Source organism: Actinomyces howellii (genome assembly GCF_900637165.1).
Taxonomy (GTDB): domain Bacteria; phylum Actinomycetota; class Actinomycetes; order Actinomycetales; family Actinomycetaceae; genus Actinomyces; species Actinomyces howellii.
The window spans coordinates 962,438-979,397 of sequence record NZ_LR134350.1; the positions used below are offsets into that span (position 1 = coordinate 962,438).

At 71.7% G+C, this 16,960-nt stretch carries 16 protein-coding genes; 4 read left to right on the top strand and 12 right to left on the bottom strand.

Annotation, left to right across the window (positions count from 1 at the left end):
- Window positions 1–174: 174 nt before the first annotated feature.
- Entirely contained in the window at window positions 175–447 is a 273-nt protein-coding gene (locus EL245_RS04070) for a hypothetical protein (RefSeq protein WP_126381978.1), read from the bottom strand.
- A 24-nt stretch (window positions 448–471) separates the two neighbouring features.
- On the bottom strand, window positions 472–780 hold the full coding sequence (locus EL245_RS04075) for a hypothetical protein (protein ID WP_126381979.1): 309 nt from the start codon (window positions 778–780) through the stop codon (window positions 472–474).
- 89 nt (window positions 781–869) lie between these two features.
- Between EL245_RS04075 and EL245_RS04080 the strand changes: the two genes are divergently transcribed.
- Window positions 870–1,694 carry a hypothetical protein gene (locus EL245_RS04080; RefSeq protein ID WP_126381980.1) on the top strand — a complete coding sequence of 275 codons (825 nt, stop codon included), beginning with the start codon at window positions 870–872 and terminating at the stop codon, window positions 1,692–1,694.
- Window positions 1,695–1,767: 73 nt separating this feature from the next.
- Here EL245_RS04080 and ileS read toward each other — a convergent pair whose 3' ends face one another.
- Window positions 1,768–5,112: an isoleucine--tRNA ligase gene (gene ileS / locus EL245_RS04085; protein ID WP_126381981.1), complete on the bottom strand. Its 3,345-nt coding sequence runs from the start codon at window positions 5,110–5,112 to the stop codon at window positions 1,768–1,770.
- 480 nt (window positions 5,113–5,592) lie between these two features.
- On the opposite strand from ileS, the gene EL245_RS04090 reads away from it, so the two are divergent.
- Window positions 5,593–6,324, top strand: coding sequence for a UTRA domain-containing protein (locus tag EL245_RS04090; protein ID WP_126381982.1), 732 nt, complete (start codon window positions 5,593–5,595; stop codon window positions 6,322–6,324).
- On the opposite strand, the gene EL245_RS04095 is transcribed toward EL245_RS04090, so the two are convergent.
- The 9 genes from EL245_RS04095 to EL245_RS04130 all read right to left on the bottom strand — a co-directional run bounded on the left by EL245_RS04095 (window position 6,287) and on the right by EL245_RS04130 (window position 15,477).
- A complete protein-coding gene (locus tag EL245_RS04095; RefSeq protein WP_232009862.1) occupies window positions 6,287–7,258 on the bottom strand; it encodes a PTS transporter subunit EIIC in 972 nt (323 codons plus the stop codon). The two genes, EL245_RS04090 and EL245_RS04095, sit on opposite strands and share 38 nt — an antisense overlap.
- A complete protein-coding gene (locus EL245_RS13575) occupies window positions 7,255–7,647 on the bottom strand; it encodes a PTS glucose transporter subunit IIA (protein WP_232009863.1) in 393 nt (130 codons plus the stop codon). Before EL245_RS13575 ends, EL245_RS04095 begins: the two co-directional genes overlap by 4 nt.
- 14 nt (window positions 7,648–7,661) lie before the next feature.
- Window positions 7,662–9,356: an alpha,alpha-phosphotrehalase gene (locus tag EL245_RS04100; RefSeq protein ID WP_126381983.1), complete on the bottom strand. Its 1,695-nt coding sequence runs from the start codon at window positions 9,354–9,356 to the stop codon at window positions 7,662–7,664.
- 260 nt (window positions 9,357–9,616) lie between these two features.
- Window positions 9,617–10,237, bottom strand: coding sequence for a hypothetical protein (locus EL245_RS04105; protein ID WP_126381984.1), 621 nt, complete (start codon window positions 10,235–10,237; stop codon window positions 9,617–9,619).
- A gap of 123 nt (window positions 10,238–10,360) precedes the next feature.
- Window positions 10,361–11,164 carry an SDR family NAD(P)-dependent oxidoreductase gene (locus EL245_RS04110; RefSeq protein WP_126381985.1) on the bottom strand — a complete coding sequence of 268 codons (804 nt, stop codon included), beginning with the start codon at window positions 11,162–11,164 and terminating at the stop codon, window positions 10,361–10,363.
- Between the two features lie 101 nt (window positions 11,165–11,265).
- Complete coding sequence (locus tag EL245_RS13370; RefSeq protein ID WP_126381986.1) at window positions 11,266–12,144, bottom strand: TetR/AcrR family transcriptional regulator; 879 nt, start codon at window positions 12,142–12,144, stop codon at window positions 11,266–11,268.
- A gap of 83 nt (window positions 12,145–12,227) precedes the next feature.
- The gene (locus EL245_RS04120) at window positions 12,228–13,040 is read right to left on the bottom strand and encodes an ABC transporter permease (RefSeq protein ID WP_126381987.1); all 813 of its coding nucleotides are present in this window, start codon (window positions 13,038–13,040) and stop codon (window positions 12,228–12,230) included.
- A complete protein-coding gene (locus EL245_RS04125) occupies window positions 13,037–14,020 on the bottom strand; it encodes an ABC transporter ATP-binding protein (protein WP_126381988.1) in 984 nt (327 codons plus the stop codon). The genes EL245_RS04120 and EL245_RS04125 overlap by 4 nt, the downstream gene beginning before the upstream one ends.
- A 191-nt stretch (window positions 14,021–14,211) precedes the next feature.
- Window positions 14,212–15,477, bottom strand: coding sequence for an ornithine cyclodeaminase (locus EL245_RS04130; RefSeq protein WP_232009864.1), 1,266 nt, complete (start codon window positions 15,475–15,477; stop codon window positions 14,212–14,214).
- Window positions 15,478–15,586: 109 nt separating this feature from the next.
- Between EL245_RS04130 and EL245_RS04135 the strand changes: the two genes are divergently transcribed.
- Both EL245_RS04135 and proC read left to right on the top strand, forming a co-directional pair.
- The gene (locus tag EL245_RS04135; protein ID WP_126381989.1) at window positions 15,587–16,024 is read left to right on the top strand and encodes an Lrp/AsnC family transcriptional regulator; all 438 of its coding nucleotides are present in this window, start codon (window positions 15,587–15,589) and stop codon (window positions 16,022–16,024) included.
- Window positions 16,025–16,132: 108 nt separating this feature from the next.
- Window positions 16,133–16,954 carry a pyrroline-5-carboxylate reductase gene (proC, locus tag EL245_RS04140; RefSeq protein WP_126381990.1) on the top strand — a complete coding sequence of 274 codons (822 nt, stop codon included), beginning with the start codon at window positions 16,133–16,135 and terminating at the stop codon, window positions 16,952–16,954.
- Window positions 16,955–16,960 lie beyond the last annotated feature (6 nt).

Consider the following 16,960-nt stretch of genomic DNA (forward strand, 5'->3'; position numbering starts at 1 on the left):
CCCGCCACGGGGAGGACGTTGCGGGACCATCACGTCCTCTGCGAGGACGAGGACGCCCTCTCCCACAGCCGACACAATGGCACCCGTGCCGACACCGAGCCACATCGTGCTCGGGCACAGAACATTTCATTCACTACTACTCACCGTCAGGAGCTGAGGCAGCCGCATGGAGACTCACAGGATCGCAGGACACATGAACCCCGGTACCGGGGACGGTGCGGCACCGGGCGGGTTCTCCCGCCGGACTGCGCTCGGAGCGCTCGGCACGGTCCTCCTCGTGCCCCTGGCGGCCTGCTCCGCCTCGGTCGAGGAGTCCTCGAGCCCGGCCGCGAGCGCCTCGGCGAGCTCGGCGGGCTCGAGTGCAGGCAGCACATCGGCGGCCGGGACGACGGAGGACGAGGCGATCGAGATGATCGCCGAGCGGGTGGCCGCCCACTGGCCCCACATGTCGACGATGTGGCCGGGGGTGGACTACACCCAGCACGACGTCATCGTGTTCACGGTCGACGAGGCGGGGAAGGCGAAGCGGGCCTGGCTCATCAACACCTCCGAGCACCGCGAGCTGACCCCTGAGGAGTACGCCTCGGTCGAGGTTCCCCCGTACTTCCTGGCCACCGAGTTCCAGGGACGGCGCTCCCTGTCCATGGTCCTCGACCTCAACCACCCCCTGTCGGGGGCGCCGAGCGCCGAGGACTCCTTCGAGCAGCCCGAGGTGCCGGCTGACCCCGACCCCGGGGTCAGCTTCATGTACAGGCTGCCCACCCACGAGCTGGTCCACATGTACTACCAGGACGGGGCCCTCCAGTCGGCGCAGGGCAGCAGGGACACCGCCTACCCCGTACGACCCCGAGCCGCGGATCGTGCGCAACATGATCCACTACCGGCTCAACCTCGCCTTCACCGACGCCGCCAACCGCCAGGAGCACCTGGGCCGGGCGAGGTACTGGCAGGACATGTGGACCTCCACCTACGCGAAGGACGCCGAGGCTATCCGCACCTACGACATCCGCGAGGGCGTGGCACGCTACCTCGAGCGGGCCGGCGACTACGTCGACCCCGCCCTGAGCGGCGAGGAGCTGACGAAGGCCCAGACCGCGGGCCTGGAGTACCAGTTCGACACGAGCATCGACGGGGAGTCCTACTCCCTGGGCTTCGTCTCCGGCCTCCTGCTCGACCTGAGCGCCCCAGGGTGGAAGGACACCTTCTACGCCAGCGGCAAGACCCTCGTCGAGCTTCTCCTCGAGCAGGTCAGTCCCGTCCAGGACGAGGAGGACTCGAGGATGCGTGAGCGGGTCACCGCTCTCATCGCCGAGGAGAACGAGCGCGTCAAGGCTGACATCGCCGTCATCGACCAGGCCGAGGCCGACACCTCGACCGCCTACCTGCGCACCGAGGGCGAGGCCTCGGTCAACCTCAGCCACTCCGGCACGTACTCCTACAAGGGCAAGACCGTCTTCGTCCAGACCTTCACCGAGCTGAAGGCCGCAGACGGCGGGTCCGTCAAGGTCTCGAGCCAGCCCATCGTCTCCTACCCCGACACCGGGGCGTACGTCATCGCCCTGCCCTCCGGGAGCTACACGTACAAGGACGGCACGCTCACGATCACCGGGGACAAGGTCTCCGGCGAGGTCAAGGCCACCGAGTCCACGGACAACGGCCGGAAGGTCTTCACCATGAAGCTGGCCAGCTCCTGAGAACCCGGTCGGCCCGGTCGGCCCGGACGTCCCTCCGCGGGACGTCCGGGCCGACCGGGATGTCCGGGATGTCTCAGCCCTCCAGGCCGGCCACCTCGGCGCTGGGGGCCACGGCGGCCGGGTCGGCGATGACCGTCGCCTCGGCGCAGGCGGTCTCGGCCTTGATGAGCTCGAGGTGGGCCCCGGTCCAGGCGTCCCGGTCCGCCGGGACCCTCAGGGTCAGGCGCATCGGCTCGCCGACCTTGAGGCCCGCGGCCTTGCGCTCGTCCTGGACGAGGCGCACGAGGTCGCGGGCCCACCCCTCCGCCTCGAGCTCCTCGTCCAGGGCCGTGTCGAGGACGACGAAGGCACCCGCACCGATCATCGTGGCCGACAGCGCGTCGTCGTCGACCTCGATCCGGCTGGTCAGCTCGAAGGCGGAGTCCTCGGCCTCGAGCACCACCGGGACGCCGTCGAGGAGCACGTCGTCGAAGCGCACGTCGCCGTCCTCGGTCAGGCTCCACTGCCCGGTCTTGACCGCCGCGAAGAGCTTCGAGGTCAGCTTGCGCACCGCCGGGCTGAAGGCTCGCGGGTTGAGGGCCAGCTGCTCGGTCACCTCGTAGCCGGCGTCGGCGGCGTCGACCAGGCGCACCTGCTTGACGTTGACCTCCTCGGCGATGAGGGCGCGGAAGGGCGCCAGGGACACGGGGTCGGTCGTGGCGACGGTCAGGGAGCGCAGGGGCTGGCGCACACGCAGCTTGTCGGCCTTGCGCAGTGCCAGTGCCGCCGAGACGGCGCCGCGGGCCGCGTCCATGGCCGTCACGAGCGCCCCGTCGGCGACGTGGGCGGGCAGGGTGGGCCAGTCGGTCAGGTGCACCGAGCGCCGCCCCGTCAGGCCGCGGTGGACCTCCTCGGACACGAGGGGGGCCAGGGGGGCCATCACCTCGGTGAGGATGGTCAGGACCGTGGCCAGGGTGTCGAAGGCGGCCCGGTCGCCGTCGGTGAAGCGCGAGCGGGAGGTGCGCAGGTACCAGTTGGTGAGCACGTCGAGGAACTCGCGGATCGTCGCGGTGGCCCCGGTGATGTCGTAGGCGTCCATCTGCGCCCCGACGGTGGCGGCCAGGTCCTTGGTGCGAGCCAGGACGTAGCGGTCCATGACGTGCAGGGAGCCCTTGGGGCCGAACAGGGCGCGGTCGGACAGGTCGACTCCCCCGGTGACGTAGCCCTGCCCCTGGTCGACCCTCCCGGCGTAGAGGGCGAAGAAGTACCACGTGTTCCACAGCGGCAGGAGGACCTGACGGACGGTGTCGCGCACCGCCTGCTCGGTGACGACGAGGTTGCCGCCGCGCACGACCGGGCTGGCCAGGAGGGTCCAGCGCATGGCGTCGGCGCCGTCGCGGTTGAACACCGTCGAGACGTCGGGGTAGTTGCGCAGCGACTTGCTCATCTTGGCGCCGTCGTCGCCCAGGAGGATGCCGTGGGACACGCAGGTGGTGAAGGCGGGCCTGTCGAACAGGGCCGTGGCCAGCACGTGGAGCGTGTAGAACCAGCCGCGGGTCTGGCCGATGTACTCGACGATGAAGTCCGCCGGGTTGTGGGACTCGAACCACTCGACGTTCTCGAAGGGGTAGTGCACCTGGGCGAAGGGCATCGAGCCGGAGTCGAACCAGACGTCGAAGATGTCGGGGATGCGCCGCATGGTCGACCGGCCGGTCGGGTCGTCAGGGTTGGGCCTGGTCAGGCTGTCGATGAAGGGGCGGTGCAGGTCGGTGACCTCGACGCCGAAGTCGGCCTCGAGCTCGGCGAAGGAGCCGTAGACGTCGGTGCGCGGGTAGGCGGGGTCGTCGCTCACCCACACGGGGATGGGCGCGCCCCAGAAGCGGTTGCGCGAGATCGACCAGTCTCGAGCGCCGGCGAGCCAGTTGCCGAAGATCCCGTCCTTGATGTGGGCCGGCACCCACGTGATCTCCTGATTGAGCTCGACCATGCGCTCCCGGATGGCAGTGACCCTGATGAACCAGGAGGACACGGCCTTGTAGATGAGCGGCTTGCGGCAGCGCCAGCAGTGCGGGTAGCTGTGCACGTAGCTCTTCTGGGACACCAGGACCGCCCGGTGCTCGGCACCCACTCGCGCGAGGGGGCCGGTGGAGTCCCGCAGGTCGGTGACGATCGGCTTGTTGGCCTCGAAGACCTGCAGGCCCTCGTAGTCGGGGACCTCGGAGGTGAAGCGCCCGCCGTCGTCGACCGGGATGAGCGTGCCGATGCCGTACTCCTGGCAGGTGAGCATGTCATCCTCACCGAAGGCGGGGGCCTGGTGGACCAGTCCCGTGCCGTCGGTGGTCGTCACGTAGTCGGCGGCGATGACCTGGAATGCCTGGGGACCGGGCGCGGCGCCCTGGGCCAGGTGCGCCTCGTCGGCGAAGTAGTCGAAGATCGGGTGGTAGCGGCGTCTGACGAGCTCGGAGCCGGGCAGACGGCCCAGGACGAGGGGGTCCTCGCCGAGCTCGCGGCTCAGGGAGCCCAGGAGGTCGGCGGCCACGACGACGTCCTGGCCCGCCACCGGGGAGTCGAGCCCGGCGTCGACGCGCACGACCGCGTACTCGATGGCGGGACCGACCGCCACCGCGGAGTTCGACGGCAGGGTCCAGGGCGTGGTCGTCCAGATGAGGAGCAGCTCGGGGCTCGGGGCCCCGGGCAGGACCGGCTCGGTCAGGCGCAGGCCGACGACGACCGTGTTGTCCTGCCGGTCCTGGTAGACGTCGTCGTCCATCTTGAGCTCGTGGTTGCTCAGCGGGGTGCGGTCGTTCCAGCAGTAGGGCAGGACCCGGTGCCCCTCGTAGGCCAGGCCCTTGTCGTAGAGGGTCTTGAAGGCCCAGATGACGGACTCCATGTAGTCGGGGTCGAGGGTCTTGTAGTCGCCCTCGAAGTCGACCCAGCGCGCCTGGCGGGTGACGTACTCCTCCCACTCCTTGGTGTAGCGCAGCACCGAGGAGCGGCACTCGGCGTTGAAGGCCTCGATGCCGATGCCCTCGGGGCCGGTGATCTCCGAGACGTCGTCGATGCCCAGGAGCCGCTGGGCCTCCAGCTCGGCGGGCAGGCCGTGGGTGTCCCAGCCGAAGCGGCGCTCGACCCTGCGGCCCCGCTGGGTCTGGTAGCGGCCGACGGCGTCCTTGACGTACCCGGTCAGAAGGTGACCGTAGTGGGGCAGGCCGTTGGCGAAGGGGGGCCCGTCGTAGAAGACGAACTCATTGGGTCCGCCCTCGGCGTCGACGGCGGGCCGGGCGTCGATCGAGGCCTGGAAGGTCCCGTCGGACCGCCAGTAGTCCAGGACGTCCTCCTCGATGGCGGGGAAGGACGGGGACGGGTCCACTCCCCTGTCCTGGCGGTGGAGGGGGTAGAAGGAGGCACCGGTGTGTCCGGTGCTGGTCTGGTCTGCCATGGGGTCCGCCTCGTGTCTCGTGCGTGCGTGGACGACGAGGACGACGCGTCTCCTCCCCCGACCCGGGCGGCGCCCGACGGGGGTGGGTCCGCACCGCGGTACCACCTCGCTTGCCGCGCCCCCGGCGGCCCGGTGCTCCCGTGCCGGCCTGCGGTGCGCGACCGCTCGTGCGGGGCTGTACGGGCCCCTCCCGCCCGGTTCTAGTGGGGCGCCGGGGCGCCTGTTCTTCCGGGAGGCTCGCCGGTGATCCCCGGCGCGGGGCTCCGCGCCGGCCGGGTCATCGCCTGAGTACCCGGAGTCTATGAGGCACCTGCGCCGCCGGGCCAGTTCCGCGGGCCTCACGGCGACGTCGTGCGTGACACACCCTGCCGCGGGGCGGGGTCACGGGCCCGGTCGCCTCCCCCGCCGGCCGCTGGGCCGGGCCCCGGGAGGCGGGATAGAGTGGGTGACGACAGCCGTCGAGCCCCGAGGACACCCACCGTGCCCGCACCGAAGTACGAGCAGATCTACGAGCACCTGCGCGAGCGGATCGAGGATGGCTCCTTCCCCTTCCGCTCCTTCCTGCCCAGCGAGAACCGCCTGAGCGCGCACTTCGGCACGACGCGTCCCACGGTCCGCCGCGCCCTGCAGTACCTCGGCTCGCACGGCTACGTGCAGTCCATCCAGGGCAAGGGGATCCAGGTCATCCACCGTCCGCGGGAGGTCTCCCGCTTCCTGCTGTCGGGCATCGAGTCCCTCGAGGAGGCCGGCGGGCGCATCGGCACCGACGTGCGCACCGTCCTGCTGTCCGCCTCGACAGAGGTCGTCGACCCCGCGCTGTCGGCGGCCAGCGGCCTGGAGGCCGGTGAGCAGGTGATCCACCTCAAGCGCCTGCGCTTCCTCGACGAGCGCCCGGCCATCATCGACCACAACCGCTTCCTGCGCTCGGTCGTCCCCTCCGTCCCGGTCGAGGCCGCCGAGTCCTCGGTCTACGCCTACCTCGAGCACGAGCTCGGGGTGCACATCGCGACCTCCTCCCGCATGGTCACGGTCGAGGCGGCCACCCAGGAGGACCGCGAGCACCTCGACCTGGGCGGCCTCGACTGCGTCGCGGTGGTCGAGTCCCTGGCATTCGACGCGAGCGGCGTGCCCTTCGAGTACACCCGCTCGCACCACGTCCCCGCCACCTTCGGCTTCATCTCGACGGCTCAGCGGCTCCCGGCCCGGCGCTGAGCGCCCCGCCGACCGAGGCGGTCAGGAAGACCCGCCCGTACTTGAGGTTGAGGCCGTACATGGCGGGCTCGGTCACGCCGCACAGGGCGGAGATCGTCGCCGGTCCGGCCATGCGCTTGACCTTGGCGCTGCGGACCCGGACCCACACCGCCAGGGCCCCGCCGCCCTGGGCGATCATGGTGGCCGAGACGATGGCGTTGAGGGGCGAGTAGCCGGGGTCGGCGATCTGCTGGGAGATGATCGGGATGACCGCCCAGTGCAGGCCGAAGATGACCAGGCACTGGTAGAAGCCGCCGATGACGAGACCGGCCAGCGGGTAGGACAGGCCCAGGACCCAGGTGATGAGCGAGGCGATGGCTCCCGAGACGGTCATGACGATCGGGCCGAAGACGACGAGCACGAGGACCGAGACGATGAAGATCTCGAGCAGGGGCACGAAGATCGAGCGCACGACGGCGGGGATCCGCTTCTTGAGCCAGGGCTCGATCGTGGAGGCCAGCCAGGCCGCCACGATGATCGGGAAGATCGAGTAGGCGTAGGCGTTGCCCTCGGGCAGGGAGACGGGGATGCCGAAGAACTCGGTGTTGAACACCGTCCTGTCGATCGTGGCGAAGGCGTGGTAGCCCTGCGCCTCCGGGTCGGCCATGGCCACGACGCCGGGGTGGACGAGGACCCCTCCGATGATCGCCACGATGATGGGGTCGGCCCCCAGGCGGCGCGCCGAGGTGAAGCCGATGATGATGGGCAGGAAGTAGAACATCGAGCCGGCCATGGCCGAGATGAACGTGTAGGTCGGTGTGCCGTCGCTGACGATCTCGAACTGGGTGAGCAGGGCGAGCAGGCCCTGGAGGATGCCGGAGGCGGCCAGGACGCCGATGACCGGGATCATCGAGCCGGTGATGACGCCGATGAGCGAGGAGAAGCCGTACGTCACCCAGCCGATGGCCGTGGTCGGCCTGGGAGCCTCCGGCGCCGCCTCGGCCTGGGAGCCCTCCCCGAGGTGGGGCAGCTGCTTGAGGACGGCGTCGTAGACGTCCTCGACGGTCGCCCCGATGACGACCTGGTACTGGCCGCCGGGGCGCCTGCTGCCACCGCCCCTCCGGCAGAAGCCGCCAGGGTGAGGCCGGACAGGGCGGTCGCCGCCACGAGGGTGATCGTCCCGGCCACGGGGGCCACGACACGCCCGTCGCCGGGAGTGACGCCGTAGCCCAGGCCAAGGGCTCCTGAGGAGAAGACGGGGTCGGGGACGTCGTCGAGGGCGATGAGCTCGCCGGAGACCGGGGCGAGGAGGCCGGCCTCAGGAGGGCGGGCGGGTGAGGACATGGGGCGAGCTCCCTTCAGAGCCTGGCAGGGGTACGGGTGATGACCGCGAGCGCCTCGTAGGGCTCGAGGGTCACGGTCGGTGAGAGCCGGTGCTCGGGGTAGTTCCCGATGAGCACGTCACCGGCGACGAGCTCCTCGGGGATCTTCATCGTGGTGCGCCTACCACGGAAGCTGGTCAGGACGAGCAGCCTCGTCGTGCCCGCGGGCTCCTCGAGGGTGCGGGTGTAGGCCAGGACGTCGGGGTCCTCCAGGGCCCAGGGCTCGTAGGTGCCGTGGGCGATGACGGGCTCGGCCTTGCGCAGGGCCACGAGACGCCGGTAGTAGTCGAGGATCGTGCCCTCGCCCTCCTGGGCGGCGACGTTGACCTCCTCGTGGTTGGTCGGGCGCAGCCAGGGGGTGCCGGTCGTGAAGCCGGCGGCCGGTCCCGCGTCCCACTGCATGGGGGTACGGGCGTTGTCCCTGGCCTTGGCGCGGACCGTGGCGAAGGCCTCCTGGGGTCCCAGGCCCGAGGCGAGCAGCTCGGCGTAGGCGTTGTGGGCCTCGACGTCGACGTAGTCCTCGATGCTCGTGTAGGCGGGGTCGGACATGCCGATCTCCTCACCCATGTAGATGTAGGGCGTCCCGCGCATGAGGTGGATGGCGGTGGCCAGCATGGTGGCGCTCGCGTCGCGGTGGTGCCGCGGGTCCCCGAAGCGGTCGAGGGCCCGGGGCTGGTCGTGGTTGTTCCAGAACAGGGCGTTCCAGCCCCCGCCCGCCTGCAGGCCCAGGGCCCAGTCGTTGAGGATCCGTTTGAGGGCGGGGACGTCTGGCTCCATGAGCGTCCACTTGCGCCCCTGGGCGTAGTCGACCTTGAGGTAGTGGAAGTTGAACACCATCGACAGCTCGTGGTTCTCGGGCCGGGTGTACTCGACGCAGGCGGCGATGCTCGTCGAGGACATCTCCCCGACGGTGACCGCCTCCGGGTCGGCGCCGAAGCTGGCCGCCGCGAGCTCGCGCAGGTAGTCGTCGACGAGGGGACCGTCCGTGTAGACGGCTCGGTCGTCGGTGCCCTCGGGGGCGTCGGCCAGGGGCTCTGTCTTGCCGATGAGGTTGATGACGTCGAAGCGGAAGGCGCGCACGCCCCGGTCCCGCCAGAAGTTGACGACCTCGGCGGCCCGGGCCCGCACCTCGGGGTTGTGCCAGTCCAGGTCCGCCTGCCCGTGGTCGAACAGGTGGAGGTAGTACTCCCCGCCCAGGGGACGGCCCTCGTCGTCGACCGGCCCGAAGGGGGCCCAGGCGGGGCCACCGAACTTCGAGACCCAGTTGGTGGGCAGTGACCCGTCGGCCCTGGCCGGGCGCAGGTAGAAGTAGTCGCGGTAGCGCTGCTCGCCGGCCAGGGCGCGGCGGAACCACTCGTGCTCGGTGGAGACGTGGTTGAGGACCATGTCGACCATAAGACCGATGCCGTGCTCCCCCAGGGCGGCGATGAGCTCGTCGACGTCGGCGAGGGTGCCCATGGCGGGGTCGACGGCGCAGTAGTCGGAGACGTCGTAGCCGTTGTCCCGTCCCGGCGAGGGGAAGAAGGGGTTGAGCCACACGTAGTCGACCCCGAGGGAGGCGATGTAGGGGACCTTCTCGACCACCCCGCGCAGGTCGCCCGTCCCTGAGCCCGTCGTGTCCCGGAAGGACTTGGGGTAGACCTGGTAGACGACGGCGTCGTGGAAGCTCATGGGGCGGCTCCGGGGTGAGGGACTGAACAGGTGGGGGCGCCCGCGGCTCATCCGGCGGGGAACTTGTGTACACAAGTCTCCTGCGCGCAAGTAGAGGGCGTGGGAGCCTCGATGTCAAGCGCCTCCGGCGCGCACAGCAGCCCAGGCACGCCGGCACGAGCACGACGAGCACGCCTCGGGCACGACAAGGCCGGCGGGAGCACGCCCCCGCCGGCCCCTCCCGGGCTCCGGCCGCCCGCGCCCGCCGAGGCGGGCACGGTTCAGGCCGTCGTCGCCCCGGTGGTCGCAGTGCTTGTCGGGCTCGCAGTGCTCGTCGGGCTCGTCGTCGCCTCGTCCTGGAGGACGCCCGAGCCCTGAGAGCCGCTCGTGCCGTCCTGCTCGGTGGTGCCCTCGTCCTGGGAGTCGGGCACCGTCCGACCGGCCTGCCCGGACCCGTCGCCCATCGGAGCGCCGCCGCCCATCGGGCTGCCCTGGGGCGCCTGCCCACCCTCCGGCGGGGCGACCGAACTGCGCTCGTGGTCGAAGGCCTCGTGGGTCAGGGCGGCGTTGGCCACCCAGCCCGCACCGAAGGAGGCCACGACGACGGCGACGGCGGCCACCGCCTTGACCAAGGTGCGTCGCAGCAGGCCGCGGCGGTACCAGCGGCGTCGGGCCGGTGCGGCCTGCGCCGGGTCCATCGAGCCCGCGGGGGCCGCCGAGTCACGGGCCGCCACCGGCTGGGCTGCGTCGGGAGCCTCCTGGTCCGCCGCGGGCAGGGTCTGGGTCACCTCCTCGGCGGGGGCCTCAGAGACGGTGCCACGACCATCAGCTGCCTCGCCGGCTCCCTGGACGGGGTCGAGGTTCTCAGTGGCGTCAGGGTGGTCTGTCCTGCGCTCGCTCATCGGGGTCCTTTCCACGCTGTCCGTCCCGGTGCTCCGGGACGCGCGTCACGGTAGGGACCGGCCCTGAGCGGGCCTCATGCCGGCGCTGTGGCGCACCTGTGGACCCGTCGGAGCGCAGCGGGGTCAGTCCCCGGAGGACCTGGCCAGCAGCGTGTTGGAGGCCTGGGCGCGCGGGCGCACGACCAGCGAGTCGATGTTGACGTGGGCGGGCCGCTCGAGGGCCCACACGATGCACTCGGCGACGTCCTCGGCCACGAGCGGCGCCTCGACACCGGCGTAGACGGCCCGGGCGCGCTCGGCGTCCCCGTGGAAGCGGTTGAGGGAGAACTCCTCGGTGGCCACGAGCCCGGGGGCGATCTCGATGACCCGGACCGGCTCCCCGACGAGCTCGAGGCGCAGGGTGTTGGCCACGACCCGCTCGGCGTGCTTGGCCGCGACGTAGCCGGCGCCCCCTGGGTAGGTGTCGTGGGCGGCGGTCGAGGTGAGGAAGACGACGTCGCCGCCGCGTGCCCGCATGCCCGGCAGGAAGGCCTGGGTCACGCGCAGCGCGCCCAGGACGTTGCGCTCGTACATCGTCAGCCACTCCGCGTCGCTGCCCTCGGCCACGGGGTCGACCCCCAGGGCTCCGCCGGCGTTGTTGACGACCGCGTCCACCGGACCTTGGGCCAGGACCTGCGCGGCCAGCGCCTCGACCTGCGAGGCGACCTGGAGGTCGGCCGCCACCCACTGGCAGCCGGTCTGCTCGGCCAGGGCCTGGAGGCGCTCGGCGCGCCGGGCCGTGGCGACGACCTGCCAGCCGCGCTCGGCCAGGAGGCGGACGGTGGCCCGGCCGATGCCGGTCGAGGCGCCGGTGACAAGGGCCCGGCGGGCCGGGACAGGGTCGGTGGCGGGCTGGGTTGAGGGCGCGGTGGCGGTGCTCGAGGTCATGGGGCCATTGTCCCCCGTCCGCCCCGGCACCCCGGGGCGACACCGCGTCGAGCCCGGTTCAACGGGCGGGCTCGGACCAGGTCAGACAGGCCCGGGCAGGCTCAGGCAGGCTCCGCCGGATCTGCCGGATCTGTCGGATCTGTCGGATCTGTCGGATCTGTCGGATCTGTCGGATCTGTCGGATCTGCCGGTTCCTCGAGGATCCGCCGGTAGGCGCCTGCCGCGAGCTGGTCGACCCCCTCGACGTCGAAGGCCGGGCCGACGATCGCGGCGAGCAGGGTCGTGGCGATGAGCATGAAGGCGTCCTCGCGGTCCTTGAGCACCGGCTCCTCGCGCCCGCGGTGGCGGGCGACCGCCCGGGAGGTCTCGACCACCGAGCGCTGCCAGCCCTGGCTGAGGACCTTACCCGTGTCCTGGTGACGCAGGGCGTACAGGCACAGCTCGAGCTGGAGGAGGACCTCCTGAACCGGCAGGTCGGCGAGCTCGGTCGGCAGGCGGAGGTCGCGGGCGTCAGCCGCCTCGAGCTCGCAGGTGGCGATCTCGATGAGCAGCGCCTCCTTGGAGGGGAAGGCCGAGTAGAAGGCCCCTTTGGTGAAGCCCGCAGCAGCCGCGATGTCGTTGACCGAGGCGCCCTCGTAGCCCTTGGCCGCGAAGACGGACCTGCCTGCGGCGAGCAGCCGCTGGCGGGTGTCGGCGGACCTGGGACGCGCAGAACCCGTCCCGGCGGAGGCGAGGCGCTGCGAGGCTGCCCCCAGGTCCTTGGCCGCCTGCTCAAGGGAGCCGGCCAGGGCGGCCTGCCCGGATCTCGCCGCCCCCGTGACGGCCTGCCGTCCGGAGCGCACCGAGCTGTCGGCCACCGAGCGTGTCAGGGCGCCGAGGGCCTCGTTGAGGGCGCGGGTCGCTGCACGCACCTCAGCCAGTGCGTCCCCCTCGGGCCCTCCCGGGCGCTGAGGCTCGTCGGAGGAGTCGGTGGCAGCCATGGGCCCACTGTAGAGGAGGCCGGGGCGCGCCCGCCGCGAGCCGGGTGGCTCGGGCGCGCGGGCCCCGGGCGGCCGGCGCCGGCTCAGGCCCGTCGTCGTAGCGCCCACATGGCGCCTGCCACGGACACCAGGGCCCAGGCCGTCAGGACGGCCCAGGACCGCAGGGGCATGGAGACCTGGTCGGAGCACAGCCCGGCGCGCACGACGAGGGCCATCTGCTCAAAGGGCAGCCACTGGTGGAGGTCCTGGGCCCACTGGGGCAGGCGGTCGGCCGGGAAGGAGATGGGTGAGAAGAGCATGATGATGAAGACGAGGACCTGGGAGACGACCTGGGCCACCGGCGGCGGCAGGACGGTGGCCGTCGCGTACCCGATGCAGGCAGCCGTCCCCGACACGAGCAGGGAGCCGGGCAGGAGCCACCACGCCGGGCTCAGCTCGACGTCGAGGCGGGCCGCCCCGACCAGGACTCCGAGCACGAGACCGGGCAGGGCGAGCAAGGACCACAGGAGCAGGTCGGCCAGGAGGAAGGAGCCGCGCGCCACCGGCAGGGTGCGCATCCAGTCCAGGCTCCCCTCGGTGCGGGACTGGGAGACCAGCTGAGGGGTCATGACGAGTCCGAGCATGACCAGCGTGATCGCCGGCGCACCGGTGGCCAGGTAGAGGCTCGCCGTGGGGTCGGGGTCACCGACGATGAGGCCATAGCCGATGACCGCGGCCACCGCCATGAGGCCCTGGACGACGACGAGCAGCGGAAGCATGGGCAGGCTGCGCCGGCCCTGCCAGCTCAGGAGCAGGGCCACCTGCGCCGCCACCGGTATCGAGGCCGGAGCTGCCGTCGCCGTCGAGGCGATCGGGCTCGTCGCGGGGTTCGTCGCGGATGCTGAGGTCGTGGTCATGCCGGCTCCTTGCTCGTGACGGAGGTGGTGGGCAGGGGGGCTAGGCCCTCGGCCCCGGCGGTTGAGGTGAGGCGGACGTAGACGTCCTCCAGTCCGACGGCCTCAAGGGCGTAGCGCTCGACGACGCCCTGAGCCCGCAGGCCCGCCGCCCAGGCGACGGCCTGGGCCGTGCGGTCCTCCGCGACGCCGAAGGCCTGTCGCCGTCCGGTGTCGCGCAGCGCGACGAGCTGCTCGGGCGGGCTCAGCCTCCGGCCGTCGGGCACGGTCAGCTCCATGACGAAGGAGGATCCGTGGCGGGCGACGAGCTCGTCGGGGGCGCCTCGGGCGATGACCCGCCCGTGGTTGAGCACGACGAGGTCGTCGACGGCCCGCTCGGCCTCGCGGACGTTGTGCGTGACGAGCAGGACCGCCGTGCCCCGGTCGGCCAGGGCGCGGATCTGGCCCCACAGGAGGCGCCGTCTGACCGGGTCGACGTCGTTGGTCGGCTCGTCGAGGACGACCAGGCGCCCGGGCTCGACGGCGCACATCGCGAAGGCGGTCAGGCGGGCGACTCCCCCGGAGACCCTCTGGGCGGGTGTCCGCGCCCAGGGACCCAGGTCGAGGGCCTCGATGAGCCGGCGCGCCGACGACCTGGCACGGGAGCGGGAGGCGCCCCGCAGACGCCCGACGAGCTCGATCGCCTTGGCGGGCGTCAGGCCGGAGATCGGGACGTTGGCCTGGGCCTGGACGCTGGCGCAGCGGCGCGCGAGGTCGGGGCGGGCGACGGCGTCGATCCCGTCGAGCCGGACTCGGCCCGCGTCGGGCCGGACCAGGCCGACGACCTGGTTGACCAGGGTCGTCTTTCCCGCGCCGTTGTGACCCAGGAGCCCGACGACGCGGCCGGCGTCGACGCTCAGGGAGACGTCGTCGTTGGCGTGCACGGCGCGGGCTCCCGAGCCGTAGGTCTTGCTCAGGTTCTCGATGCGGAGGACCTCGTTCATGGGCATCGTGCTCCTTACCAGGGTGGGGCAGCCGACACTATACCGACCGGTATGAACATACCATACCGTTCGGTATTTCCCGTCCGCTCCTCGGCCGGGCACAGCGCGCCCCACCTCCGTGCGCACGACGAGCAGGACGGGCGGTGCGGGACGCCGTCGCGTCCGCACCGCCCGTCCTGAGGAGGGCCGGCTCAGCGCGAGCCGGTCAGGAGGGCCTCGAGCTCGTCGTCGGACCCCTGGAGGATGTCGAGGCCCGACCCTCGGACGCCCTCGACCACCAGGCGCTCGCCGACCTCCCTGAGGCGCCCGGCCCCCGCCGCGAAGGCACCGCCAGGAGCCCCGCGGTCCTGCCCGTCCGGCGACAGGGAACGGTCCTCGCGCCCTGCGAGGTCCTGGGCCGTCATCTCACCGAGGAGGGCGAAGAGGTTCTTGGGGTCGGCAGGCTCAGCCAGCAGGTCGATGTCCTCGTAGAAGCGCTCTCCGCCGGGCGCGCTCAGCGCGGCGTCGAGGTAGCTCAGTGCCGAGAAGTCCTCCACGGCGAAGCCCACCGAGTCGAAGACTGTCACCTGGTCCGGGCCGACACGTCCCGGCCTGCGACCGTCGAGCACCTCCCACAGCTCGGTGACCGGGAAGGTGGAGTCCTTGACCTGGATCTCCCCCTCGACACGGGTCTGCTCGGTGTGCTCGACGAAGACCGACCCCATGTCGAGGATCTCCTCGTCCAGCTCGGTCTTGCCCGGGCAGTCGCCGCCGATGCCGTTGATGTGGACCCCTGGACCGACGTCCTGGTGGTGCAGGACGATCGCGTTGCGCTTGTCAGCGGTGCAGGTCGTGATGATGTCGGCTCCGGCCACGGCCTGGCCCGCCGAGGCCGCGACGCGCACCTCGACCCCGTAGGGCGCCAGGTTGTCCCGCAGTTTGATCGAGGCCGCCGGGTCGACGTCGTAGACCGTGACCACCTCGACAGGGCGGACCGCGTTGACCGCCAGGACCTGGAACTCCGCCTGGGAGCCGGCACCGATGAGGGCGTGCCTGCTGGCGTCGGGGCGGGCCAGGAGGCGGGTGGCCAGGCCCGTGGTCGCGGCAGTGCGCAGGGCGGTGAGCACCGTCATCTCGGCGAGCAGGCGCGGGTAGCCGGTGCTCACCTCGGCCAGGACGCCGAAGGCCGCGACCGTCTGGTAGCCCCGGACGGGGTTGCCCGGGTGCCCGTTGACGTACTTGAAGGAGTAGGTGTCGCGGTCGGCGGTGGGCATGAGCTCGATGACGCCGAGCTCGGAGTGGGAGGCCACCCGAGGGCGCAGCTCGAAGGACCCCCATCGTCGGAAGTCGGCCTCCAGGGCGTCGATCATGCCTGACAGGACCGCCTCCGGTCCGTCCTGCATGATCCAGCGCACCATGTGGGGGACATCGACGAAGCGCACAGCGACCTCCTTCATCTCACGTGGGTGGAGCGCCATTGCTCCACTACCACGGTAGGTCGAGCCCGTGTCCACACGCAATCGCCAGGAAGCCCTCTTTGACTAACGACATCTTGCTTATCGACTGCTCATGCTGCACAGTTCGCACATGTCCTCCTCTGAAGTGCTCGACAGACTCGACCATTCGCTCATCGCCGCGCTGCGCAAGGACGGGCGGGCACCGGTCGCCGAGCTCGCCCGCGAGCTCGGGGTGACGCGCACGACGGTGACCAAGCGCATCGAGCGCCTCCAGGAGCACGGCGTCATCGTCGGCTTCACCGTCCAGCTCGGCCACGACGCCGCCCACGACGTGAGGGCCATCTGCCACCTGGCCATCGAGGGCCGCACCATGAACGCCGCGATCGCCACCCTGCGCGGCATGCCCGCCGTCACCGGCCTGCACGCGACCAACGGCGAGTGGGACCTCATCGCCGAGCTGACCGTGCCCACCCTGGCCGACGTCGACCACACGCTGGGCCGCATCCGGGAGATCACCGGGGTCCACCGCTCCGAGACGAGCCTCCTCCTGCGCTCGGTCCTGGTCTGAGGCGCGGTCAGGCGCCTCGCGCCCCAGCACCTCGCCGCCCCGCCAGGCGCCGCCGCACGACCCCGGCCCACACACCGACCCCCCGGACCGATCATCTAGGCTCGCGCCATGACGACCTACGGCTTCATCGGTGCGGGCAACATGGCGGGCGCGATCGTGGAGGGGATGGTCGCGGCCGGGCGGTCCGCGGAGGTGCTCGTGTGGAGCGCCCACGGCTCGGCGGCGGCACTGGCCGAGCGCACCGGGGTGGCTCTGGCCGCCTCCGGTCCGGACCTGGTCGCCCTGGCCGACGTCGTCGTCCTGGCGGTCAAGCCCCATGTCGTGCCGACGGTCCTGGCAGGGCTCCAGGAGGCGCTCGACGCCGCTCGCCCCCTCGTCGTGTCGGTCGCAGCCGGACTGAGCACGAGCCGCCTGGAGTCGCTCCTTCCCGACGGCGCCCGCGTCGTGCGCGCCATGCCGAACATGGCCGCCGGGGTGCGCGAGTCGATGACCGCGCTGGCCACCGGCGCCGCCGCCTCCCAGGAGGACCTGGAGGCGGTGGCGGGGCTCATGTCAGAGGTCGGGAGCACGATGGTGCTCGCCGAGAAGGACTTCTCCGCCTTCATCGCCCTGGCGGGCTCCTCCCCCGCGTTCGTGTTCACCTTCGTCGAGGCCCTGGCGCGCGCCGGCGTCGAGGCCGGGATCCCCAAGGCGCAGGCCGTCGAGATCGTCGCCCAGGCGGTCCTCGGCTCGGCGCGCACGGTGCAGGTCGAGGCGCGCCGACGTCGGGAGACCGGGCAGGGTCGCACCCCCGCCGACCTCGTCGACGCCGTGTGCTCCCCCGGGGGCACGACCGTCGCGGGTGTCGTGGCCATGGAACGTGCGGGATTCTCCTCCGCCCTCATCGAGGGCGCCAGGGCGACGAGGGCCCGCGACCTCGAGCTTTCCTGAGGAACG

Coding starts and splice junctions, on each gene's coding strand:
- proC (WP_126381990.1), top strand. CDS start 16,133: ATGACGACCTACGGCTTCATCGGTGCGGGCAACATGGCGGGCGCGATC.
- EL245_RS04080 (WP_126381980.1), top strand. CDS start 870: ATGATCCACTACCGGCTCAACCTCGCCTTCACCGACGCCGCCAACCGC.
- EL245_RS04105 (WP_126381984.1), bottom strand. CDS start 10,237: ATGAGCGAGCGCAGGACAGACCACCCTGACGCCACTGAGAACCTCGAC.
- EL245_RS04125 (WP_126381988.1), bottom strand. CDS start 14,020: ATGAACGAGGTCCTCCGCATCGAGAACCTGAGCAAGACCTACGGCTCG.
- EL245_RS04130 (WP_232009864.1), bottom strand. CDS start 15,477: ATGGCGCTCCACCCACGTGAGATGAAGGAGGTCGCTGTGCGCTTCGTC.
- EL245_RS13575 (WP_232009863.1), bottom strand. CDS start 7,647: ATGTCCTCACCCGCCCGCCCTCCTGAGGCCGGCCTCCTCGCCCCGGTC.
- EL245_RS04135 (WP_126381989.1), top strand. CDS start 15,587: ATGTCCTCCTCTGAAGTGCTCGACAGACTCGACCATTCGCTCATCGCC.
- EL245_RS13370 (WP_126381986.1), bottom strand. CDS start 12,144: ATGGCTGCCACCGACTCCTCCGACGAGCCTCAGCGCCCGGGAGGGCCC.
- EL245_RS04120 (WP_126381987.1), bottom strand. CDS start 13,040: ATGACCACGACCTCAGCATCCGCGACGAACCCCGCGACGAGCCCGATC.
- EL245_RS04070 (WP_126381978.1), bottom strand. CDS start 447: ATGTGGGGCCAGTGGGCGGCCACCCGCTCGGCGATCATCTCGATCGCC.
- EL245_RS04100 (WP_126381983.1), bottom strand. CDS start 9,356: ATGAGCTTCCACGACGCCGTCGTCTACCAGGTCTACCCCAAGTCCTTC.
- EL245_RS04110 (WP_126381985.1), bottom strand. CDS start 11,164: ATGACCTCGAGCACCGCCACCGCGCCCTCAACCCAGCCCGCCACCGAC.
- EL245_RS04075 (WP_126381979.1), bottom strand. CDS start 780: ATGTGGACCAGCTCGTGGGTGGGCAGCCTGTACATGAAGCTGACCCCG.
- ileS (WP_126381981.1), bottom strand. CDS start 5,112: ATGGCAGACCAGACCAGCACCGGACACACCGGTGCCTCCTTCTACCCC.